Source organism: Pseudomonas sp. NY15435 (assembly GCF_048068295.1).
GTDB lineage: Bacteria > Pseudomonadota > Gammaproteobacteria > Pseudomonadales > Pseudomonadaceae > Pseudomonas.
The window spans coordinates 209,776-228,225 of sequence record NZ_JBLUQA010000011.1 but is presented as its reverse complement, the minus strand read 5'-3'; the positions used below and the strand labels follow the sequence as shown (position 1 = coordinate 228,225).

Annotated in this window: 15 protein-coding genes; all 15 read right to left on the bottom strand. The window is 65.5% G+C overall.

The genetic code is table 11. The features are described from left to right. Positions 1-19: 19 nt before the first annotated feature. A complete protein-coding gene (locus ACNFH5_RS24095) occupies positions 20-2,761 on the bottom strand; it encodes an autotransporter outer membrane beta-barrel domain-containing protein (RefSeq protein WP_416750325.1) in 2,742 nt (913 codons plus the stop codon). Between the two features lie 344 nt (positions 2,762-3,105). Further along, the gene (locus ACNFH5_RS24090; RefSeq protein WP_416750323.1) at positions 3,106-3,432 is read right to left on the bottom strand and encodes a hypothetical protein; all 327 of its coding nucleotides are present in this window, start codon (positions 3,430-3,432) and stop codon (positions 3,106-3,108) included. A 143-nt stretch (positions 3,433-3,575) separates the two neighbouring features. Further along, complete coding sequence (gene ureC, locus ACNFH5_RS24085) at positions 3,576-5,276, bottom strand: urease subunit alpha (protein WP_416750321.1); 1,701 nt, start codon at positions 5,274-5,276, stop codon at positions 3,576-3,578. Between the two features lie 165 nt (positions 5,277-5,441). Further along, positions 5,442-5,747 carry an urease subunit beta gene (locus ACNFH5_RS24080; RefSeq protein ID WP_416750319.1) on the bottom strand — a complete coding sequence of 102 codons (306 nt, stop codon included), beginning with the start codon at positions 5,745-5,747 and terminating at the stop codon, positions 5,442-5,444. Then, complete coding sequence (locus ACNFH5_RS24075) at positions 5,744-6,250, bottom strand: GNAT family N-acetyltransferase (RefSeq protein ID WP_416750317.1); 507 nt, start codon at positions 6,248-6,250, stop codon at positions 5,744-5,746. The genes ACNFH5_RS24080 and ACNFH5_RS24075 overlap by 4 nt, the downstream gene beginning before the upstream one ends. An 82-nt stretch (positions 6,251-6,332) precedes the next feature. Continuing rightward, positions 6,333-6,635 carry an urease subunit gamma gene (locus tag ACNFH5_RS24070; RefSeq protein ID WP_017518207.1) on the bottom strand — a complete coding sequence of 101 codons (303 nt, stop codon included), beginning with the start codon at positions 6,633-6,635 and terminating at the stop codon, positions 6,333-6,335. A gap of 1 nt (position 6,636) precedes the next feature. Beyond that, on the bottom strand, positions 6,637-7,470 hold the full coding sequence (locus tag ACNFH5_RS24065) for an urease accessory protein UreD (RefSeq protein ID WP_416750314.1): 834 nt from the start codon (positions 7,468-7,470) through the stop codon (positions 6,637-6,639). Between the two features lie 295 nt (positions 7,471-7,765). Continuing rightward, positions 7,766-8,218: a GNAT family N-acetyltransferase gene (locus ACNFH5_RS24060; protein ID WP_416750312.1), complete on the bottom strand. Its 453-nt coding sequence runs from the start codon at positions 8,216-8,218 to the stop codon at positions 7,766-7,768. 190 nt (positions 8,219-8,408) lie between these two features. Continuing rightward, entirely contained in the window at positions 8,409-9,107 is a 699-nt protein-coding gene (gene urtE / locus ACNFH5_RS24055) for an urea ABC transporter ATP-binding subunit UrtE (protein ID WP_416750310.1), read from the bottom strand. A gap of 108 nt (positions 9,108-9,215) precedes the next feature. Further along, complete coding sequence (urtD, locus tag ACNFH5_RS24050; RefSeq protein WP_416750308.1) at positions 9,216-10,070, bottom strand: urea ABC transporter ATP-binding protein UrtD; 855 nt, start codon at positions 10,068-10,070, stop codon at positions 9,216-9,218. A gap of 145 nt (positions 10,071-10,215) precedes the next feature. Next, entirely contained in the window at positions 10,216-11,286 is a 1,071-nt protein-coding gene (gene urtC / locus ACNFH5_RS24045) for an urea ABC transporter permease subunit UrtC (RefSeq protein ID WP_275608841.1), read from the bottom strand. Between the two features lie 148 nt (positions 11,287-11,434). After that, positions 11,435-13,021: an urea ABC transporter permease subunit UrtB gene (gene urtB, locus ACNFH5_RS24040; RefSeq protein WP_416750306.1), complete on the bottom strand. Its 1,587-nt coding sequence runs from the start codon at positions 13,019-13,021 to the stop codon at positions 11,435-11,437. 241 nt (positions 13,022-13,262) lie between these two features. Continuing rightward, positions 13,263-14,531, bottom strand: a complete 1,269-nt coding sequence (gene urtA, locus ACNFH5_RS24035; RefSeq protein ID WP_416750304.1) for an urea ABC transporter substrate-binding protein — start codon at positions 14,529-14,531, stop codon at positions 13,263-13,265. 236 nt (positions 14,532-14,767) lie between these two features. Continuing rightward, positions 14,768-15,361, bottom strand: a complete 594-nt coding sequence (locus ACNFH5_RS24030; RefSeq protein ID WP_416750302.1) for a MarC family protein — start codon at positions 15,359-15,361, stop codon at positions 14,768-14,770. Between the two features lie 222 nt (positions 15,362-15,583). Continuing rightward, positions 15,584-18,382, bottom strand: coding sequence for a response regulator (locus tag ACNFH5_RS24025; RefSeq protein ID WP_416750300.1), 2,799 nt, complete (start codon positions 18,380-18,382; stop codon positions 15,584-15,586). Positions 18,383-18,450: the final 68 nt, after the last annotated feature.

Sequence of the window (18,450 nt, the reverse complement as noted above, 5' to 3'; positions counted from 1 at the left end):
GCCCTGGTTCACGACAGGATCAGAAGTTGACCTTGAAGCCCACGGTCACGGCCTGGTCGCGGTAGCCGTTGTCGCCGAACTGGTGGCCCACTTCACCCCAGACGTTGACTCGGCTGTTCACCTTGCTGGTGGCTCCGAGCTTCACTTCGAAGATGTCACTGGCGCCGTCCATCTCGAACTTGGTGCTGCCCATCTTCGCGCCGAAGTCCTTGGAGTTGTGGATCCAGTTGGTTTCCACGTAGGGCTCCACACCGTAGGTGTTGGCGAAGCCGCCTTCCTGGTTGCTGCGCACGGCGGCGCGGGCGCCCAGACGGGTCATGACGTTGCCGTCGCCCTTGCCGGTGACCTTGGTGCCGTTGGCCTCGCGGTGGCTGTCAGCCTTCACGCCCATGTAGACCACTTGCGCCTGCGGCTGCACGTAGTAGGTAGCGCTCTCGGTCTTGGCCACTTCGAAGGTCTTGCCGGCCTCGATGGAGGCGGTGATGCCCTTGAGGTCGTAGCTTTCCTTGGCCAGTTGATCGCCCTTCACGTCGGCGTCGAACTCGTTGTAGAGAACCCAGCTGTCGACATAGGCGCCGTTTTCGTCCTCCTTGTTTTCGTACCAGGTGCCGTACACGCCCAGGCTGTAGCCATCGATCTCGCCGCGCGAGCGGTAGCCGGTGATGCGCGATTTGGTGGTGGAGTTGCCGTTGGCGTAGCCGGCCATCACGCCGAATACCCAGTCACCGTTGTCGGTTTCCTTGCGGTACAGGTCGCTGCCCAGTTGCAGCACATAGCGGTTGGACTCGGTCTTCAGCTGCCCGGTGCTGTCTTCCCAGCGGGTCGAGCCGTCGACGTTGCGCATCCACAGCATCGAGGTCACTTCCTTGCCGGTATCCGGGTCGACGTAGGTCAGGTTGCCGGTCCGGTCATGCAGGCGATGCAGGAACATGGTGTTGGCCGCCGCGATGTTGGCGGTGTAGCTGCCACCTTCGGGCTGACGCACGCGGTCCTTGTCGTTGGGCGCGGGTTTTTCCGGCACCGGGTCAGTCGGGCCCGGATCAACCGGACCTGGTTCTTCGGGGCCAGGCTCTTCAGGACCCGGATCGACGGGACCCGGATCTTCAGGACCTGGGTCGACCGGACCCGGATCTTCGGGGCCTGGATCGACGGGACCGGGGTCTTCCGGACCCGGATCGACAGGGCCCGGATCCTCAGGGCCGGGGTCGACCGGATCGGGATCTTCCGGCTCCGGCTCGGTCGGCTTGTAGGACGTCAGGTACCAGTCGCTGTCCCGGCCAGTGGAACCGACGAAGCTGCCGCCGCGACGCAGCACATATTCGTAGCCGCCTTCGGTGACCCGGTCGGACTTGAACTCGCCAGCGGAGGTGCCGCCCACGGTGATCATCTGGATGCCTTCCAGGGTTTCGGCACCGGGGCCGTCGGTGTTGTTGACGGTGACGCGCGTATCGCCCGAAGTGCTGCCGCTGATGGCGAGCTTGTCGGTCTCGGACGTGTCGTCGCCCAGGTAGGTATTCATCACCAGGTGACCGCCGCCGGTGAAGTCGCCGTCCACGGTCAGGGTCTTGTAGGTGTATGCGCCGTGTTCGTCATGACGGTCATAGACCAGTTGGGCGCCATCGGTGAGCGTGAGGTTGGTCAGGTTGGAGTTGCCGGTCATGAACCACTGGCTGGAAGCACCGTCCATGGCCAGGTCGATCACGCCATCGGTGGCGGTGCTGGTGGTGCCATTGAGATAGGAGCCGGCAGCCATCTTCAGGTCCAGCTTGCCCTGGTTCTCGGCGTACAGGGCTACGCCTTTGCGGTTGGCTGTGTCGACCGCGGCACTACTGTCGAGCAGGTAGATCGCCGGGTTGTCCGATACGATGCTGGAGTCTGCGCCGTTGGCGGCCATGGCGCGGTTGCCATCGGTGACGATGACCTGAGTGTCGCCTTGTAGGTGCACCTTGCCGCCGCGCATGCCGTTGAAGTCTTCCAGGGTCTGCGCGTAGATACCGTAAGCATTCGCGTCGGTGGTCTTGATCTGGGTACTGCCCAGGTTGATCACGCCACCCCGGTTCGCGAAGACAGCATGGGCTGCCTTGCCGGAGGTGGAGATAGTGCTGTCGTCGCCGATGGTGACTTCGGCATCGCCCTTGAAGGTGGCATACCCGGAATCGCGGTTGCCGGCATAGACGGCGTAGCCGTTGCCATCCGAGCCGTTGCTTCCGGCGCCGGTCGTATTCAAAGTGGCACCGTTGCCGATGATGATCCGGTTGGTGCCACCGTTCTTCGATGTGTTGGCACGTACAGCCATGCCCGAAGTGTTGATGATGGCATCGTCGCCGACGGTGACGGTGGAGTTATAGGCGTTTTCGGTGACGTTGATACCATCGGCCGAGCTGCCAGTGGTAGAGATGGTCAGTTGGTTGACGGTGATGGTGTTGGTCCCGTTATTGGCCTGGATGGCGTCCGCCATGGCGCCCTTGGTCGTGATCGACAATTCATCGAGCGTATAGCGGCTGCTGTTGCCGTAGATGCCAAATCCCTGCAGCGGCATCCCAAGTGCTGGTATCCCGGTAGTCCCCATCTTGGTGCCGGTGTCGATGATCACGGTCGGGAAGCTGTTAGGGTCGAAACCGCTGGTGTAGTACAGCGTGTTGTCGCAGGACAGGGTCGTGTCATTGACCTTGGTGCAATCGGCCTGTGCCAGGCCCACCTGTCCAATGACAGCAATGGCCAGAGCCACGTGCGTGGCCAGAAGGGTTTTGGTAAAGCGCATTGCAAACCTCCTTGCACCCGCCGCCAGAGGGCGATGCGGGGCGGATTACCAGCGCCTTGAGCCTTTCCTGGCGGGTCTACCGGAGGGGAGGTTTCCGGAGCATTTCCTGTTTCGCTGGACGTTTTGGGGAGGCATGGTCGCGAGCTTGTGCGCCACGCCAGATCCGCGGCCGGTAAGGGCTTTGCCGGATCAGTGGGCACATTGTTCAGCGCGCGTTCAGGTAGCCGAATAAGACGAATCTCAATCGGCGGGCGGTGAGGCGGGGGATGGCGCAAAGCTTGATTTATGGCAAGGGATGAAGCCGGACCGGGCATGGCGCGCCGGTCCGGAAAAGCGGGGGAGCCTTACTTGTTCAGCTTGACCACGTCACCGGATACGGTGGTGGTGTAGCCGGTCAGGACCCAGGCCCAGAACCAGTTTTCCTGCACCTGGGTGTTGATCAGCGCATCACCGCCCTTGGTCTTGACCGCGGCGTTCTGCGCGCGGACGAAGCGGTCGTTCTGCTGGATCGGGATGAAGCCGAACAGCAGGATGCCAGTGGCCTTGCCTTCGCTGTGGCCGACCACGGTGTACTGGTCGGGGCTGTAGCTCTGGGTCTTCATCGGGGTGCCGGTGCAGCCGGCGAGAACGGCGGTGGCCAGCAGGGTGGCGGCGATACGGGTGAACTTCACATGACTCTCCTGAGATTGAAACCCCTGGGACTCTTTCCCAGGGGGCCGCAGGGTAGCCATCATTGCGCCATAGCGGAAGCCGGCAATGTGTCGCAATCTTCGGAGTCGGTCTTCGGAATAGTCTGTCCTTACAGCAGCTTCTCTCAGAAGAGGAAGTACCGCTGTGCCATCGGCAGCACGTCCGCCGGTTCGCACCAGAGCAACTGGCCGTCCGCGCGCACCTGGTAGTTCTGCGCATCGACCTCGATGTGCGGCAGGTACGCGTTGTGGATCAGGTCGGTCTTCTGCACGCTGCGGCAGCCCTTCACCACGCCGATGGTCTTGCGCAGGCCCAGTTCGTGATGCACGCCGAGGTCGAACGCGGCCTGGCTGATGAAGGTCAGGCAGGTAGCGTGGCGGCTGCCGGCGTAGCTGGCGAACATCGGCCGGTAGTGCACCGGCTGCGGCGTCGGGATCGAGGCGTTGGCGTCGCCCATCAGGCTCGCGGCAATGGCGCCGCCCTTGAGGATCAGGCTCGGCTTCACGCCGAAGAACGCCGGGCGCCAGAGCACCAGGTCGGCCAGCTTGCCCACTTCGATGCTGCCCACTTCATGGGCCACGCCATGGGTGATCGCCGGGTTGATGGTGTACTTGGCGATGTAGCGCTTGGCGCGGAAGTTGTCGTTGCGCGCGCCGTCGCCCTCCAGCGCGCCGCGCTGCTGCTTCATCTTGTCGGCGGTCTGCCAGGTGCGCGTGATCACTTCGCCGACGCGGCCCATGGCCTGGCTGTCGGAGCTGATCATGCTGAAGGCGCCGAGGTCGTGGAGGATGTCCTCGGCGGCGATGGTCTCGCGGCGGATGCGCGATTCGGCGAAGGCCACGTCCTCGGCGATGCTCGGGTCCAGGTGATGGCAGACCATGAGCATGTCCAGGTGCTCGTCGATGGTGTTGCGGGTGAACGGCCGCGTCGGGTTGGTCGAGCTGGGCAGCACGTTGGCGAAGCCGCACGCCTTGATGATGTCCGGCGCGTGGCCGCCGCCGGCGCCCTCGGTATGGTAGGTGTGGATGGTGCGGCCCTTGAAGGCGGCCAGGGTGGTTTCGACGAAGCCGGACTCGTTCAGGGTGTCGGTGTGGATCGCCACCTGCACGTCAAGGCGGTCGGCCACGGAGAGGCAGTTATCGATCGCCGCCGGAGTGGTGCCCCAGTCCTCGTGCAGCTTCAGGCCGATGGCGCCGGCGCGCACCTGTTCTTCCAGTGGCAGCGGCAGGCTGGCGTTGCCTTTGCCGGTGAAGCCGATGTTCATCGGGAAGGCGTCGGCGGCCTGGAGCATGCGCGCCATGTGCCAGGGGCCGGAGGTGCAGGTGGTGGCGTTGGTGCCGGTGGCCGGCCCGGTGCCGCCCCCAATCATGGTGGTCACTCCGCTCATCAGCGCCTCTTCGATCTGCTGCGGGCAGATGAAGTGGATGTGCGTGTCGATACCGCCGGCGGTGAGGATCATACCCTCGCCGGCAATCACTTCGGTGCTGGCGCCCAGGGCGATGGTGACGCCGGGCTGGATGTCCGGGTTGCCGGCCTTGCCGATGGCGGCGATGCGGCCGTGCTTGAGGCCGACGTCGGCTTTCACGATGCCCCAGTGGTCGATGATCAGCGCGTTGGTGATCACGGTATCGACGACCTGCGCGGCACACAGCTGGCCCTGGCCCATGCCGTCGCGGATGACCTTGCCCCCGCCGAACTTCACTTCCTCGCCGTAGACGGTGAAGTCCTTTTCCACTTCGACCCACAGGTTGGTGTCGGCCAGGCGGACGCGGTCGCCGACGGTGGGGCCGAACATGTCGGCGTAGGCTTGTCTGCTGATCTTCATCGGGGCTCCTTGGTCGGTCCTTGCGCTGGTTTGCCCTCTCCCCAACCCTCTCCCTGAAGGGAGAGGGGGCTGATCGGTGCACTGTGCTGACTCACTGCTCGCGCTGCTTTCTCCCTCTCTCTTCAGGGAGAGGGCGGGGGAGAGGGGCTCTATGTGGCATTTAGCTCAGAGCGCGCCCATCACCCGCCCGGCAAATCCGTAAACCTTTCTCTCGCCCGCCAATTCCACCAGCTCCACCTCGCGGCTCTGCCCCGGCTCGAAGCGCACGGCTGTGCCGGCCGGGATATTCAGGCGCATGCCGCGAGCCGCGTCGCGGTCGAACAGCAGCGCGTCGTTGGTCTCGAAGAAGTGGTAGTGCGAGCCGACCTGGATCGGCCGGTCGCCGCTGTTGGCCACCGTCAGGGCGAGCGTGCGGCGGCCGGCGTTGAGTTCGACCTCGCCGGGCTGGATGTCGTATTCGCCAGGGATCATGGGACGCTCCGTGAGTCGAGGTTCAATTGCATGAAGGTGAGGTCCAGCCAGCGGCCGAACTTCTGGCCCACCTGCGGCATCTGCCCTGTGATGATGAAGCCCAGGCGCTCGTGCAGGCGGATCGACGCCGCGTTGCCGCTTTCGATGGCCGCGACCATCACGTGCAGGCTCTGGGCGCGGGCGCGCTCGATCAGTGCGTGCATCAGGATCGGGCCGAGGCCCTTGCCGCGCTGGTCGGCGCGTACGTAGACCGAGTGCTCGACCGTCTCGCGGAAACCGTCGAAGGCGCGCCACGGGCCGTAGCTGGCGTAGCCCACCACCTCGCCGCCATCTTCGGCCACCAGCACCGGGAAGCCCTGCTGCGCGCGCAGTTCCAGCCAGGCGCGGCGGTTCTCCAGGTCAATGGCGACCTCGTTCCAGATGGCGGTGGTGTTGAGCACGGCGTCGTTGTAGATGTCGCGCAGACTGCCGAGGTCGGCTTGGCTGGCGTCGCGGATGAGCATGGTGGTTCCTCTATACGTAGGGCGAATGAAGCGGAAGGCTTCATCCGCCATTGTCGCTGCCCCCTTGTTGGATGGCGCGCGATCAGGCGATGGGCTGATGCACGGTGACCAACTTGGTGCCGTCCGGGAAAGTGGCTTCCACCTGGATCTCCGGGATCATTTCCGGCACGCCTTCCATCACCTGTTCACGGCTCAGCAGCGTGGTGCCGTAGTGCATCAGGTCGGCGACCGTCTGGCCATCTCGCGCGCCTTCGAGCAGCGCGGCGGAGATCAGCGCCACGGCCTCCGGGTAGTTGAGTTTCACACCACGGGCGAGGCGACGTTCGGCGACCAGGCCGGCGGTGAAGATCAGCAGCTTGTCTTTTTCGCGGGGCGTCAGGTCCATCTCAGGTGCTCCAGATTCGGGGAAGAACGGCTTCGCGGCCGAGCAGCGCCGGCCGCAGCCGACGCCAGAGTTCGATGAGCCAGGCGCGGGCGTGCAGCGCCTCATGGGCGAGGCAGCGGGCGACCACCAGGCCGGGCAGTTGGGTGAGGTTGCCGCGCCCCTGGCAGGGCACCGTGCGGCAGGCTTCGAGCAGCGCCGCATCGATCTGCCCACTGGCGATCAGCGTCGCCATCACCGGGTGGCCGGCGAGGCCGATGGGCGAATCGAGCAGGCGGTCGCTACCCGTCACGCGCTGGCGCTCGTGCCACAGGCGCTGGCCGTCGCGGCGGATGTCCAGGGCGGCGGCGAAGTGGCCTTCGTCGAAGCGCTCGCCACTGGCTGGGCGGCCGAGGGCGACCACGTCCCAGTAGAACAATCGGGCGTCGGCTTCGAGATCGATACGGGTCGTGAGTTCGGCCTGCGCGCCGGAGTAGGCGATGGTTTCCTGCGGCAGCCATTCCAGCGTCGCGCCGGGGCCGACGCGGATGTCCAGTTGCTGTTTCGCCACGCAGTTGGCGCGGTACCACTTGGCCGCGCCGGGGCTGGTGAGCTGCGCCCAGCTGTCGTTGCCGGCGCGGATGTCGAGGCTCAGGGTGTCGCCGCCAGCGATGCCGCCAGGCGGATGCACGACGATGTGCTGACAGACTTGCGGCCCTTCCGCATAGAGGTGCTTCTGCACCCGCAGCGGCCCGAGGTGGCGCCGGGTGACCGGCCGCGTGCAGTCGCCGAAGCGAGCGTAGGCAAGCTCCAGCTCGGCGTGCCAGGCAGGATGGAAGAGGATGGCCGGTGCGTTCATGGGCAGCTTCGAAACGAAGGATGCTCAGGACAGAGCAATCAGCGTGCCGGGATGCGCCAGGATAGTGCGTGGCGCCTGCACAAGGTGCCGCAGGGCCCGTTCGGCGCGGGGTATGGGGTGCCCAGGGTGATTGTCCGATCGGTCAGGTACGGGCGCGGTTGCGGTGCGTCCTCGATCAATGCGCACCATGGTGGTGCGCTGGCGGTAGGAGCGAGTTTGCTCGCGAACGGACTTCCCCTGCGGTGTCGGAGCTGGGCCGGTTCGCGAGCAAGCTCGCTCCTACAAGAGCCGCGCCTCAGCCTAGCTGCTTGCGCATGTACACGCGGCGGAAGCCGTTCTCGACTTTGCGCGCGTACTCCTGGTACCCGTTCTTCGCGTAGAGCTCGATGTTCTCCACCATGCGCTCGTTGGTGTACAGGTAGAGCGAGCTGAAGCCCAACTGGGCGGCGGTTTCCTCGGCGTGGATCAGCAGCACGCGGCCGATGCCCTGGCCGGCGCACTCGGGCAGCACGGCGATGTTGTCGAGCAGGAAGCCTTCGTCGGTCTCGCGCATCACCAGCAGGCCGACGGGCACGCCGTCCTGCTCGGCGATCAGCACGCGGTCCTCGGCGATGATGGCGTGGTAGTCGTCCAGCATCGGGCCGGGCTTGCGGCCGAGCTTGGGAATCCACTGGGCGTAGGCGGCTGCCACGCAGACTGCGGCGAATCCGGCGTCGTCATTGACGGCGGGGCGCAGGACGAGGGGCATGACGAACTCCAGAAAAATCCAGTACGGGGCCTGGCAGCTTGCCATCCGCCGCGCTCATGCGCCAGTGACAGGTCGTCTCAGCGTGGAGCGTGGGTGTGGGTTTGGTTCGCGAGCAAGCTCGCTCCTACAAAGGGTATGCAGGCCCGAGCTGTAGGAGCGAGCTTGCTCGCGACCCCGCCGACTGTCCGGCCTAGATAGTCACCAGCCCGCGTACGCCCTCGGCTTCCATATCCGCCCCCCGGCCCTGCTGGACGATCTCGCCACGGGACATCACCAGGTACTGGTCGGCCAGTTCGGCGGCGAAATCGTAGAACTGCTCCACCAGCAGGATGGCCATGTCGCCGCGTTGGGCGAGTTTGCGGATCACCGTGCCGATCTCCTTGATCACCGACGGCTGGATGCCTTCGGTGGGCTCGTCGAGAATCAGCAGGCGTGGCCTGCTGGCCAGTGCGCGGCCGATGGCGAGCTGTTGCTGCTGGCCGCCGGAGAGGTCACCACCGCGGCGCTGTTTCATCTCCTTGAGCACCGGGAACAGTTCGTAGATGTGTTCAGGCACCGCCCTGGCTTCGTTGGCGCTGAACCGTGACAGGCCCATCAACAGGTTTTCCTCCACCGTCAGCCGCGGAAAGATTTCCCGGCCTTGCGGCACGTAGGCGATGCCGGCGTGCACGCGCTGGTGTGGCTTGAACCCGGTGATCGGCTTGCCTTCCCAGCTGACCTTGCCTTCCTTGGCCGGCACCAGGCCCATCAGGCAGCGCAGCAGGGTGGTCTTGCCCACGCCGTTGCGGCCGAGCAGGCAGGTGACCTCACCGATCTTCGCGTCGAACGACAGGCCACGGAGGATGTGGCTGCCGCCGTAATACTGGTGGAGTTTGTCGACTTGCAGCATGGGTGTTTCCTTTGCATTCGGCTGCGGCGGATAACGCTGCGCGTTATGCGCCCTACGGTTGCTTGCGGCGTCGGGCGAATGGAGCGGAACGCTTCATCCACCGTCGTACTAGCGGCCCAGATAAACCTCGATCACTTGCTCGTTCGCCTGCACTTCCTCCAGCGAACCCTCGGCCAGTACATGCCCCTGGTGCAGCACGCTGACGTGGTCGGCGATGCTGCCGACGAAGCCCATGTCGTGCTCCACCACCATCAGCGAATGCTTGCCGGCAAGGGACTTGAACAACTCGGCGGTGAACTCGGTCTCGGCGTCGGTCATGCCCGCCACCGGCTCATCCAGCAACAGGAGTTGCGGCTCCTGCACCAGCAGCATGCCGATCTCCAGGAACTGCTTCTGCCCGTGGGACAGCAATCCTGCGGGGCGATTGCGCGACTCGTGCAGGCGGATGGTGGTGAGCACTTCCTCGATACGGTCCTTCTGCTCGCGGGAGAGCTTCGCCTTGAGGCTGGCCCACACCGACTTGTCGGTCTTCTGCGCAAGCTCCAGGTTCTCGAACACCGAGAGCGCCTCGAACACCGTGGGCTTCTGGAACTTGCGACCGATGCCGGCCTGGGCGATTTCCACCTCGCTCATGCGGGTGAGGTCGAGGGTTTCGCCGAAGTACGCCTTGCCGTTGTCCGGGCGGGTCTTGCCGGTGATCACGTCCATCAGCGTGGTCTTGCCCGCGCCGTTGGGGCCGATGATGCAGCGCAGCTCGCCGACACCGATGTACAGCGTGAGGTCGCGCAGGGCGCGGAAGCCATCGAAGCTGACGTTGATGTCTTCCAGGGTCAGGATGGTGCCGTGGCGCACGTCCAGCTGGCCGCTGGCGCTCGAGCCTATGCCGATGGCATCGCGGCTGGCGCCAGGGTCGCGGTTGGGATCGTAGGCCGGTTCCAGCATCAGGTGGGGGACCGCTCTCATTGCTCTTTCTCCGCGGAAATCGTCAGGAGCGCGTCGCGAGCAATCCCGACTGCAAGGCGCGCCGCGCACAGCGACGAGACAGTACGATGGGGTACGGTGAGGAGTGAGCACGGCGCAACGCCGCAGTCGGGACGCGCAGTAGCGATCATGATGATTTCCTCAGGCCGATGATGCCGCGCGGCAGGTACAGGGTGACCACGATGAACAGCGCGCCGAGGAAGAACAGCCAGTACTCGGGGAAGGCTACGGTGAACCAACTCTTCGCGCCGTTTACCACGCCAGCGCCGAGCAGCGGGCCGATCAGCGTGCCGCGCCCGCCGAGGGCAACCCACACGGCAGCTTCGATGGAGTTGGTCGGCGACATCTCGCTGGGGTTGATGATGCCCACCAGCGGCACGAACAGTGCGCCGGCCAGGCCGCAGATCACCGCGGACAATGTCCAGACGAACAGCTTGTAGCCGCGCGGGTCGTAGCCGCAGAACATCAGGCGGTTCTCCGCGTCGCGCAGGGCGGTCAGTACCCGGCCGAACTTGCTGCGCGCCAGGGCAAAGCCAATGGCCAGGCTCGCCGCCAGCAGCACGACGATGGCGATGAACAGCGCCACCCGCGTGCCCGGTGCGGTGATGGAAAAGCCCAGGATGCTGCGGAAGTTGGTGAAGCCGTTGTTGCCGCCAAAGCCCGTCTCGTTGCGGAAGAACAGCAGCATGCCGGCGAAGGTCAGCGCCTGGGTCATGATCGAGAAGTACACACCCTTGATCCGCGAGCGGAAGGCGAAGAAGCCGAATACCAGCGCCAGCAATCCGGGCGCCAGCACCACCAGGCACAGCGCCCAGAGGAAGTGCTGGGTGCCGGCCCAGTACCAGGGCAGCTCCGTCCAGGAGAGGAAGGTCATGAAGGCTGGCAACTGGTCGCCGGCGGCCTCGCGCATCAGGTACATGCCCATGGCGTAGCCGCCCAGGGCGAAGAACAGCCCGTGGCCCAGGGACAGCAGGCCGGCGTAACCCCAGACCAGGTCCAGCGCCAGTGCGACGATGGCGTAGCAGAGGATCTTGCCGGTGAGCGTCAGCCCGTAGGCCGACAGGTGCAGCGCGTTGCTTTCCGGCAACAGGTGCAGCAGCGGCAGGATCAGCAGCGCGATGAGCGCGGCGCCGACGATGCCCGCGGTGAGTTTCGGGCCGGCCTTCTGCGCGGCCGTCACGGTGAGTGGCTGGTTCACGAATAAGTCTCCCCGGCTTTCTGTAGGAGCGAGCTTGCTCGCGAACAGATTTCCCGTTGGCTTCGGAGTTGGGCGGGTTCGCGAGCAAGGGCTGAGGCGCCCCCCTCGGTCCTACGAAGAGCGGATGGATAGAAGGGGAACGTTTTCATCAATCGATGACCCTCCCTTTCAGAGCGAAGAGCCCCTGCGGACGTTTCTGGATGAACAGGATGATCAGCGCGAGGATCAGGATCTTGCCCAGCACCGCGCCGATCTGCGGTTCGAGGATCTTGTTCGCCACGCCCAGGCCAAAGGCGGCGAACACGCTGCCGGCGAGTTGGCCGACACCACCGAGCACCACCACCAGGAAGGAGTCGATGATGTAGCTCTGGCCCAGGTCCGGGCCGACGTTGCCGACCTGCGACAGCGCTACGCCGCCCAGGCCGGCGATGCCCGAGCCCAGGCCGAAGGCGAGCATATCCACGCGGCCGGTGGGCACCCCGCAGCAGGCGGCCATGTTGCGGTTCTGGGTCACCGCGCGGACGTTCAGGCCCAGCCGCGTGCGGTTGAGCAGCAGCCAGGTGAGCGCCAGCACGAACAGCGCAAAGCCGATGATGACGATGCGGTTCCACGGCAGTACGAGGTTGGGCAGCACCTGGATGCCGCCGGACAGCCACGCCGGGTTGGCCACTTCGACGTTCTGCGCGCCGAACAGCACGCGCACCAGCTGGATCAGCACCAGGCTGATGCCCCAGGTGGCGAGCAGGGTTTCCAATGGGCGGCCGTAGAGGTGGCGGATCACCGTGCGTTCCAGTGCCATGCCGATGCACGCAGTGACCAGGAAGGCCACCGGCAGCGCGAGTAACGGATACAGCTCCAGCAGGCCGGGAGCGAAGCGCTGGCAGAGCAACTGCACCACATAGGTGGAGTAGGCGCCGAGCATCAGCATTTCGCCGTGGGCCATGTTGATCACCCCGAGCAGCCCGTAGGTGATCGCCAGGCCCAGGGCGGCGAGCAGCAGGATCGAGCCCAGCGACAGGCCGCTGAAAGCCTGGCCGAACAGATCGCCCATCAACAGACGGCGCTTGACCTGGCCGAGGCTGGTGGCGGCGGCGGTGCGCACCGAATCGTCGGGTTCGACAGCGGGGTCGAGGAGATTTTCCAGGCGGGTGCGCGCCTGCGGATCGCCGGATTCGCCCAGCAGGCGCACGGCGGAGAGGCGCACGGCGGGAGCCGGGTCGGCCAGCTGCAGGTTGGCCAGGGCCAGTTGCAGGGCGGCTTTGACGGCGTCGTCGGATTCTTCGTTGAGACGGTATTCGAGCAGCGTGCGCTGCGCCGGGCGGGCACTCTTCTGCAATTGACGCGCGGCTTCCAGGCGCACGTCGGCGCTGTCGGCGACCAGTTGGTGGCTGGCCATTGCGGTGTTCACCAGGCCGCGCAGGCGGTTGTTCAGGCGTAGCTTGTCGGGCTCGCCGACTGGTGCGGCACCGCCGTCGGCGGGCTGGTATTGCCCCTCGTCACCGAGGACGAAGGCACGACCCTGCGCATCGATGGCGAGGCGGCCGGACTGGATGGCTTCCAGCAACGGCAGGCGGTCGGCATCAGGCGCGGCGGCCCATTGTTCCAGCAGTTTGGCGCGGGCGTCGTTATCAGCGCTGGCGAAGTCCTGCGCGGGGCCGGCGAAGGCGAGCTGCGGCAGCAGCGCGGCCAGCGCGAGGGCGCAGAGGCGAAGCAGGTGGAGCAGGGCAGTGGGCATGGTGTGTTCCCTGAAAGGCGGGAGTGGGCGGATGCCCCCTCTCCCCAGCCCTCTCCCTGAAGAGAGAGGGGGTTATCCGTGCCGCCAGATACTTCTGGCTTCATCCTGCGTCTGACTGTTTTTCTCCCGTCAGGGAGAAAGCCGTCCGAGCCGGCTGATGCCTTGGCGTGATCTTGCGCCATACGGTTCCCTCTCCCTTCAGGGAGAGGGTTAGGGAGAGGGGCTCTGGCTCCCCGGAGGATCAGTTGCTGCGCACCGCGTAGTCCGGCTTCTTGTCGTTGCCCGGAATGAACGGGCTCCACGGCTGGGCGCGTATCGGCTCGGGGGTCTTCCAGACCACGTTGAACTGACCGTTGTCCTCGATCTCGCCGATCATCACCGGCTTGTGCAGGTGGTGGTTGGTCTTGTCCATGGTCAGGGTGAAGCCCGAGGGCGCCTTGAAGGTCTGCCCGCCCATGGCCTCGCGAACCTTGTCGACGTCGGTGCTGCCGGCCTTCTGCACGGCCTGCGCCCACATGTGGATGCCGACGTAGGTGGCCTCCATCGGGTCGTTGGTCACGGCGGTGCTGTAGTTGGGCAGGTTCTTGGCCTTGGCGTAGGCCTTCCAGTCAGCGACGAACTTGGTGTTTTCCGGGTTCTTCACCGACTCGAAGTAGTTCCACGCCGCGAGGTTGCCCACCAGCGGCTTGGTGTCGATGCCGCGCAGTTCTTCCTCGCCCACGGAGAAGGCCACCACCGGTACTTCGGTGGCTTCCAGGCCCTGGTTGGCCAGTTCCTTGTAGAACGGCACGTTGGAGTCGCCGTTGACGGTGGAGATCACCGCGGTCTTGCCGCCGGCGGAGAACTTCTTGATGTCGGCGACGATGGTTTGATAGTCGCTGTGGCCGAACGGGGTGTAGACCTCCTGGATATCCTTGTCGGCCACGCCCTTGCTGTGCAGGAAGGCGCGCAGGATCTTGTTGGTGGTGCGCGGGTAGACGTAGTCGGTGCCCAGCAGGAAGAAGCGCTTGGCGGCGCCGCCGTCCTCGCTCATCAGGTATTCCACGGCCGGGATCGCCTGCTGGTTCGGCGCCGCGCCGGTGTAGAAGACGTTGGGCGACATTTCCTCACCCTCGTACTGCACCGGGTAGAACAGCAGGCCATTGAGCTCTTCGAACACCGGCAGCACGGATTTGCGCGACACGCTGGTCCAGCAGCCGAAGACCACCGCGACCTTGTCCTGGGTCAGCAGCTGGCGCGCCTTCTCGGCGAACAGCGGCCAGTTGGAGGCGGGGTCGACCACCACCGCTTCGAGCTTCTTGCCGTTCACCCCGCCCTTGGCGTTGATCTCGTCGATGGTCATCAGCGCCATGTCCTTGAGCGAGGTCTCGGAGATCGCCATGGTGCCGGACAGCGAATGCAGGATGCCGACCTTGATGGTCTCGGCGGCCTGGGAGCTGAACGGGAACAGACCGGTGAGCAGCAGGGCACTCACGGCCAGCGTACTTTTCAACAGCGGACGACGTTTCATCGCGGCAGCCTCCTTGGCTATCCAGGGGCGGGGAGTTGCCGGACGGCAGCTTCCCCGGAAATGGGGCGATTCCCGGACGGGATCGAAGCTGCCATCGCAGCATCCGTGCCAAACAGGCAAAAGCCTTGGCGCAGATGGGCTGCACGCGATTTTCTGTCGTAATGGTGAGGTTTTTCAGTGCGCAGCTTTGGTGCGCCGAACGCCCTTTGGTGCGCGGCGCTCCCCAAAGGAGCGCGTCATTGCGGGAGGAAGTAGCCGCGCACGCCGGTCATGATGATCTGCGCGGCGAGGGCGCAGACGAACAGCCCCATCAGGCGGCTGACGATCATCAGGCCCTGTTCGCCGAGGACCTTTTCGATCTTGTCGGAGAGGTAGAGCGTTACACCCACGGTCAGGCAGGCCAGGAAGATCGCCGCCAGGGCCAGCAGCTTGTGCTCCCAGTCCTGGTTCACGCCCATCACCAGCAGCGCACCGATGGTGCCGGGACCGACGGTGATGGGGATGGTCAGCGGGACGATGGTGACGTCCTGTTGCACGTTGTCCGCCTGCACCGCCGAGCGCCCTTGCGCCATGCCGAGGGCGGAGATGAACAGCACGGAGCCAGCGCCGATGCGGAAGGCATCGGCGGTGATGCCGAACAGGGTGAAGATGTAGCGGCCGAACAGGTACAGCAGAACGCTGGCGATCAACGCCGCCAGGGCCACGCGCCAGGCCATGCGCTTGCGGTCGCGCGGGGCGAAGCCGCGGTTCAGGCTGATGAAGCAGGACAGCACGAAGAATGGGCTGTAGAGCACCAGCATCTTCAGGTACACGCTGAACATCACTTGCATGGGAACGACTCGTCCGGATTGAGAGGGCGCGGCTGGGCAAAGCATAGCGGGTGGGACGGCGGGCGGCATTGCGGCGGGGCAAAACCGCGACGCGGAGATACCTGTAGGAGCGAGCTTGCTCGCGAGCGGATTTTCCGGCGGCGCCGGAGCAGGACTCGGTTCGCGAGCAAGCTCGCTCCTACAAAAGAGCGGCGCGGGATTTGATGATGGGCAAAGGCGGTATCAGGATGGCAGCGCGTCGCTCTGCTGCTGGCGCAGGCGGCGATCCCGCTCGCCGACCCAGTAGGCCACCAGCTCGCGCAGTTGCGACAACTCCACCGGCTTGGCCATGTGGCCGTCCATTCCGACCAGCCGTGCGCGCTCCTTGTGCTCGCTGAGGATGTGCGCGGTGAGCGCCACCACCGGGGTGTGCGGGCGGTGTTCGCTGGCTTCCCAGGCGCGCAGGCGCTCGGTGGCGGAGAAGCCGTCGAGCACCGGCATCTCGCAGTCCATCAGTACCAGGTCGTACTGGGTGGACTTCATCGCGGCCAACGCTTCTTCACCGTTGCTGGCGGTATCGGGCTGCAGGTTGAGCTTGCTCAGCATGCCGCGGATGACCTTGGTGGAGATGCTGTTGTCCTCGGCGACGAGGATGCGGAAGTCGCTGGGCGGCACGTTCGAAGCCGGCTCGCTGGTTGGCGCAAGATAGTTGCTCACGCCACTCGGGCCGCGCTGGGACAGCTCTTCGGCCAGCGTCGCCTTCAGCGTATAGCCTGCCACCGGCTTGGCCAGGATGCGTTTGATCCCGGCGTTGCGCGCAATGATCTTGCTCGGCGCGTTGCTGATGCCGGTGAGCATGATCAGCAGGATGTCGTGATTGAGGTTCGGGTCTTCCTGGATCTTGGTGGCCAGTTGCATGCCGGTCATGCCGGGCATGTCCTGGTCCAGCAGGACCACATCGAAATACTCGCGCAGGTGCGCCTTGGTGCGCAGCTGGGCCAGCGCTTCCTTGCCCGAGGACACCGCGCTGACGTTCATGCTCCAGGCGCTGCACTGCTGCACCACCACCTTGCGGCAGGTCTGGTTGTCGTCCACCACCAGCAGACGCGCGCCCTGCAGCGGGCTGTCGAGGTCGGCGCCGGCCTGGTCGATCTGCTGCGGGTCCAGCGGCAGGCTGAGCCACAGCAGGTTGCCCGAATCGCCGCCGCTGTCCCCGCTCTCTATTCCAAAATCGCCGTTCATCAGGCGGATCAACTGGCGCGCGATGATCAGGCCGAGGCGGCTGCTCATGCGGGTAGCGGAGAGGAAGTCACGGCTGTGCAGTTCGGCGGTGAGCAGGGCCTGGCGGTCGGCGGCATCCAGCGGGCGACCACTGTCCTGCACGGCGATGCGCAGGCGCGGGCGCTCGGCCGAGCCGTCGAGGGCGACGACGAGAAGGATTTCGCCCTCGTCGGTCTGTTTGAAGGCGTTGTCCAGCAGGCTCAGCACGGCCTGGCGCAGGCGTGTCGGGTCGCCGCTGACGATGCGCGGCACCTGCGGCTGGGTGAAGCTGATCAGCTCGACCTTCTGCTGTTCGGCCTTGGCGCGGAAGATCGCCAGGCAGTCCTCGATCAGCGCGCCGAGGTCGAACTGCACTTCATCCAGTTCGATCTGCCCGGACTCCAGCTTGGAGATGTCGAGGATTTCGTTGATCAGCGAGAGCAGTTCGTTGCCCGCGCTATGGATGGTCTGCACGTAGTCGCGTTGCTTGGCCGAGAGCGGGGTGCCGAGCAGCAACTCGGTCATGCCCAGCACACCGTTCATGGGCGTGCGAATCTCGTGGCTGATCTTCGCCAGGAAGTCGCCCTTGGCCTTCAGCTCGGCCACGTTGGCGGCGCGCTGGCGGCTGGCGGCGAAGTGGTCGTTCTGGATTTTCCGCTGGCGCTCGGCGAGGGCGAGGCTGAGCAGGAAGCCGACCACCGCCGAGAGACCGAGCAGGCCGCTGCCGAGCCATTCCGCGCGAGTCGCCACATAGCCCAGCAGCGACGGCAAGCACAGGCACCAGACCACCACGAAGACGCCCATGCCGATAGCGAACAGGCGCGCCGGTTGGTAAGAGTGAATCCAGTAGTAGACCGCTACGCCGAGCATGCCCAGGGTCACCAGGGTGATCAGCCCGTAGACCAGGCTGCTGATGGACAGGGCAAGCACCAGATTGAGGACGACGCTCAGTACCACCAGTACGGCGGTGCCGCCCAGCAGCAGACGCTTGAGCGGCAGGCGCGGGGTGAGGCCAGAGAAGAAGCTGGCGGTGTAGCCCAGCGCGCAGAACAGCGTCACCACCAGGCAGGCTAGGGCGGCCATCGGCTGCAGCGACTGGCTGTTGCCGTACCAGGGGCTGAGCAGGCCGAACAGGTTGAGGCAGGCCAGCAGCAGGCTGACGTGCACGCCGGCCAGCCACAGGCCGCTCGCGACGCGGGTGTAGGCGAAGCGTACGAGGTTGTAGAGCAGCAGCATGGCCAGGCAGCCGATCAGCACGCCGAAGTGCAGCGGGCGCTGGTCGTTGCTCGGCTGGCCGGCGGCTTCGATGCTGATGTTCGGGCGCAGCGGCATGGCTGAGGCGAGGCGCAGGTAGAGGTCCAGCGGCTCGGCGGCGGTGCGCAGGGGGATCACCAGATCACTGTTGAGCAGCGGACGCTGCACCGGGGAGAGGTTGCCGGCACTCTTCTGCTCGAGGATTTTCTGCCCGTCGAGGATGAACATCTCGAAGCTGTCCAGGCTCGGCGCGAACAGGCGCAGCTGCTGGGGCTCGTCATTGGCGGGAAGGCGGAAGTGCAGCCAGGTCGCGCCGGGGCCGGCGGGGGCGTGCAGGTCGTTGATGTCGAGCGGGCTGAAGAGGGTGCGGTAGCGCGGGGAAATCACGTCCTGCAGTTGCAGGCGGGCGTCACTGTCGTGGAGCTGGGACCAGCCGGGTTCCTGGCTTGCCGCATAGGTCGGAAGACAGACCAGAGCGGCCAGCAGCAAGCTGACGAGGAGTCCTGTGGCAGTCCAGAGCCGACGCACGGCGAAGTCCCTTCGGTAGTGAGTGGGCGGATTATAGCCAAGTGTGCTGAAGGCCGTAATCCACCCGG